3 protein-coding genes and 2 pseudogenes are annotated in these 3584 nt (G+C 59.4%); 1 reads left to right on the forward strand and 4 read right to left on the reverse strand.

From position 1 onward, the window contains the following. Window positions 1-73: 73 nt before the first annotated feature. The 4 genes and pseudogenes from NMG70_RS01965 to NMG70_RS33170 all read right to left on the reverse strand — a co-directional run bounded on the left by NMG70_RS01965 (window position 74) and on the right by NMG70_RS33170 (window position 3356). Window positions 74-1141 (reverse strand): annotated as a pseudogene (locus tag NMG70_RS01965) (IS630 family transposase). 99 nt (window positions 1142-1240) lie between these two features. Continuing rightward, window positions 1241-1708: a hypothetical protein gene (locus NMG70_RS01970; protein WP_254022970.1), complete on the reverse strand. Its 468-nt coding sequence runs from the start codon at window positions 1706-1708 to the stop codon at window positions 1241-1243. After that, window positions 1708-3150, reverse strand: coding sequence for a GMC oxidoreductase (locus tag NMG70_RS01975; protein WP_254022971.1), 1443 nt, complete (start codon window positions 3148-3150; stop codon window positions 1708-1710). Before NMG70_RS01975 ends, NMG70_RS01970 begins: the two co-directional genes overlap by 1 nt. Further along, entirely contained in the window at window positions 3048-3356 is a 309-nt protein-coding gene (locus NMG70_RS33170) for a hypothetical protein (RefSeq protein ID WP_436798336.1), read from the reverse strand. Before NMG70_RS33170 ends, NMG70_RS01975 begins: the two co-directional genes overlap by 103 nt. 14 nt (window positions 3357-3370) lie before the next feature. Between NMG70_RS33170 and NMG70_RS01980 the strand changes: the two are divergent. Beyond that, window positions 3371-3584, forward strand: a pseudogene (locus tag NMG70_RS01980) (protein-L-isoaspartate O-methyltransferase family protein); the annotation flags it as partial.

Consider the following 3584-nt stretch of genomic DNA (forward strand, 5'->3'; position numbering starts at 1 on the left):
GGCAGGACAACTGAAGACCCGCAAAATCATCCCGGTTCGGTTCAGCCGGCTCGAAACGGTCTAATACCAACGGTCATGATGATTGACCGACATGGGCCCAGTCGCGCATTCCGATTGATGTGATCGTATCTGGTTGGGCGAGGAGCTTGCGCCACGCCTCGCAGGCGGCATCGATGATGGCGTCGTAGTCGTCGAAGACGCGATTGGAGAGCCAGTTGGCGCGCAGATATTGCCAGACGTTCTCGACCGGGTTCAGTTCCGGTGCGCGCGACGGCAGCAAGATCGGCGTGATGTTGTTCGGGATTTTCAGCTTTGCGGTCGTGTGCCAGCCGGCGCGATCGAGCAGCAGCACGGCATGCGCGCCTCTTGCGACATGGCGGCTGATCTCGTCGAGGTGAAACTGCATGGCCTCGGTGTCGGCGAAGGGCAGCGCGAGCGCGGCACCCGTTCCCCGTGCCGGGCAAATGGCGCCGAACAGGTAGGCGCTCTTGTAGCGCTGGTCGGCGGGCTGGCGGGGCCGCGTGCCGCGGCGTGCCCACTGCCGGACAATCCCGTTCTTCTGGCCGATGCGGGCTTCGTCCTGAAACCAGATCTCGACTGACCTTCCCTCCGGCAGGCCGGCGAGATGCGCGCTCAGCGTGCGCGGGAAGTTTTTTTATAGGCCTCGACGATCGCGCCGTCCTGCGCCGGGTGACGTGGCCGGGCGCTCATGTGCGAGAAGCCGAGCTCCTTCAGCAGCGTCGAGACGTAGCGTTCGTGGTAGTCGACGCCGAAGCGCCTTGATCGCCTTCTGGAGATCGATGCGCCGCCAGCGCACGACGCCGTCGGCCACCGGATCGGGGCCGGTCTCCACGATCTGCGCCAGTTCGGCCTTCTGCGATGGCGACAGCCGGGGCGCCGGCCCACTCCACCAGGCGTCCTTGAGCCCGTCCGGGCCGGCTTCGTTGAACCGGTGCACCCAGTCGCGCAAGGTCTGTCGGTCCATGCCGCCGACCCGGGCCGCGTCCTCGCGCCTCATCCCGTCCAGCACCGCCGCCAGCGACAACAGCCGCCGGCTCCGGTTCACGTCCTTGGAAATCTTAGCCAGCCGCCGCAACTCAGCCGCCGAATAGTCCGTCCGCATCTTCACCGCTGATCCCATGGCGCGAATCCTCCCTCGAACCAGAGAATCATGGTTCGGGCCGCACTGGAATCCCCAGAGAGTCAGCCGTCAAAGCCGTTGGTATGATTATTGTCCCCATCATGCTTGCTTAGCCGGCTCGAATTTTGCGAAGGGATTCGCGCACGGCTGGAATCCTATGTATTGCACGGGCTCGCTTGGTTCGGCGCGCTGCGCATAATCGGTCAAGAGATGAAAATCAGCAAGCACCCAGCGTTCAAATCTATCGAGTTCTTGAGCGTCCTCATCGGGTAACAGCCCACGTGCAGCTCTGCCGAGACGGCGTGTTTCAAGCAGGGTCGATGCATCGGCCAGCAGTTTGGTCGGGAAAGTCCATGGACGGCGCTTCCTAAACTCCGACACGAACGCCCGAAGATCTTCTTTCGTCATTTCGAAATCGTCGAGGTATTTTGTGAGCGTGACACGCACCAAATCTTCATCGAAAAATGATCGCATAGTGTCGTATGCCAGCACTGTTGAAACAAGCCCCCCGCCCAACAGCCACAGCACCCCGCGCCGATGGACTCTAATTCTTTCAGGAATCCTCATTACGCGATTCCCCTCGCGGCCCGCAGCGACAAGGCGGCGGCAGTCAAACTTGGGTTGGCACACGAGCAACTGGGAAAGACACTGGTGCCGACGACCACCAGATTCCGCAGCTTATGGTGGATCATGTCCCTGTCGACGACCGAAGTCGATTCATCTCTGCCCATACGCAGCGTCCCTTGAACGTGCGATTCGGTTGGACGCGCGCCGCGGTCGATGATCCTTTCGACCGGCAGCGGGGCAAGGAGTACGGGCAAATTTTCTCGAGCCTGCGCCATCCCTTTGGCGGCATAGTCGGATCGCCCCCTATAGTTGATGTAAGCGGTTTCATTCTCGTCTAGGCTGACAAAATTTTCCGACTCCAACAGATCTTCTGTCACCACGAACAGGGGCAACGTCTGCCGCAACCGTCCTTTTTCGGGACGTAGGCCATGCTGCCAGTGGTTCTGGAAATAGATAAGCGCTGCGGCATGTTGCGATCTGTGCGGTCCGTCGTAGAAACCGAAATTGAGTCCTGTAGTGATCGTGCTGCCATCGAAGTTGTCGATACCGTCAAGATAAACCTCAAAGTTCCAGCCATACGATTCATGTAGTCCACGTCCGACAAAATCGCCGCCGAGTTCCGAGCGCAGCATGATGGCCGCGCTCTGGATCCCGTTCGCACCAAGCACAAACAGATCACCAGTGGCCACATACTCCTGGCCGTCGCGCCGGAATGTGACCGAGCGGATCGACGTTCCAGTGTGGCCTAGGCGACGTACTTCCGCGCCAAGACAGACCAGGACATCGGAATGCTCGAAAACATGCATCAGACCGTTGTTGGCCGTGAACTTCGCATCCGCCGGACATAACCGGCAGCGGAGGGACGCGCAACACGACGAGCGCTCTTCAGTTGCCACCCGCGCTCTCGCTGTCGGCATGACAAAGTGCGTGGCGGGTTGCGCTTTTTTCATCATGAGGTCTGGAGTGGACATGCGGTGAGGGGGCTGCGGAAATGGTACCGAACGAGGCATTACCGTTGCCATGTCCGGATCGCCGGAGATCGACATGATCGCCTCCGCCTCGCAGTAAAACGGCTCAAGCTCGTCATAGTATAGCGGCCAATCCTCTCCGACACCGTAGAGGCTCTTTAGCTTGAAGTCATTCGGATGTAATCGAGGGGTCTGCGCGAACCAGCAATTGGTTCCACCGCCGAGCCCGATCGTATAGTTCCATGGCTTGCTGGAACTGCTTCTGTAAGTATCCGTCGGCTTGATATCGGAGTTGATGTCGTGTTCGAGCTGCCACTCGTGAGAGTTGTGTTGTCCCCATTCCAACACCAGAATGCGCCCATTTCGGCGTTTTACGAATTCATGCAAAAAAAATGCCGAGCCGAAACCGGAACCGATTGCAATGAGATCGAAGTGATCAGTAGCGATTTGTTCGGGCCGCGCGTCCACGAACATTGAATCCTAGACTCCCACGTGCGCCGCCGGATCGAAGGCCTGCACTGCGGCACCAGCGTTCCATAGTGCCATAAGGGTACGGCCGCGTCCACATCGATGCATACCACACTGTGGCCCGCTTCCGCAAACGCCGCAGCACTCACGAGGCCGACGTAGCCGCTTCCAAATATGTTAAATTCATCTGAGCTATCCTTCTGTAATTCTATTCAGAATGGATACAGCAGCGATGCAGCGGGTGCCGCGCCATCTCTTCGTGCCAAGCTCGGTCGCGCCTTATGCCTACCAGGACATGCCACTGCCGATCGGCTTCGACAAAACCGTCTCGCAGCCATTCATCGTTGCGCTCATGACCGATCTCCTTGCTCTCCAATCGCACGAGGCGGTGCTCGAGATCGGCACCGGCCTGGGCTACCAAACCGCAATCCCCGCCGAAC

It is taken from the genome of Mesorhizobium ventifaucium (assembly GCF_935822925.1).
GTDB classification, from domain to species: Bacteria; Pseudomonadota; Alphaproteobacteria; order Rhizobiales; family Rhizobiaceae; genus Mesorhizobium; species Mesorhizobium ventifaucium.

Excerpts from the sequence above, each read along its gene's own strand:
- NMG70_RS01970 (WP_254022970.1), bottom strand. The coding sequence starts at position 1,708 with ATGAGGATTCCTGAAAGAATTAGAGTCCATCGGCGCGGGGTGCTGTGG.
- NMG70_RS01975 (WP_254022971.1), bottom strand. The coding sequence starts at position 3,150 with ATGTTCGTGGACGCGCGGCCCGAACAAATCGCTACTGATCACTTCGAT.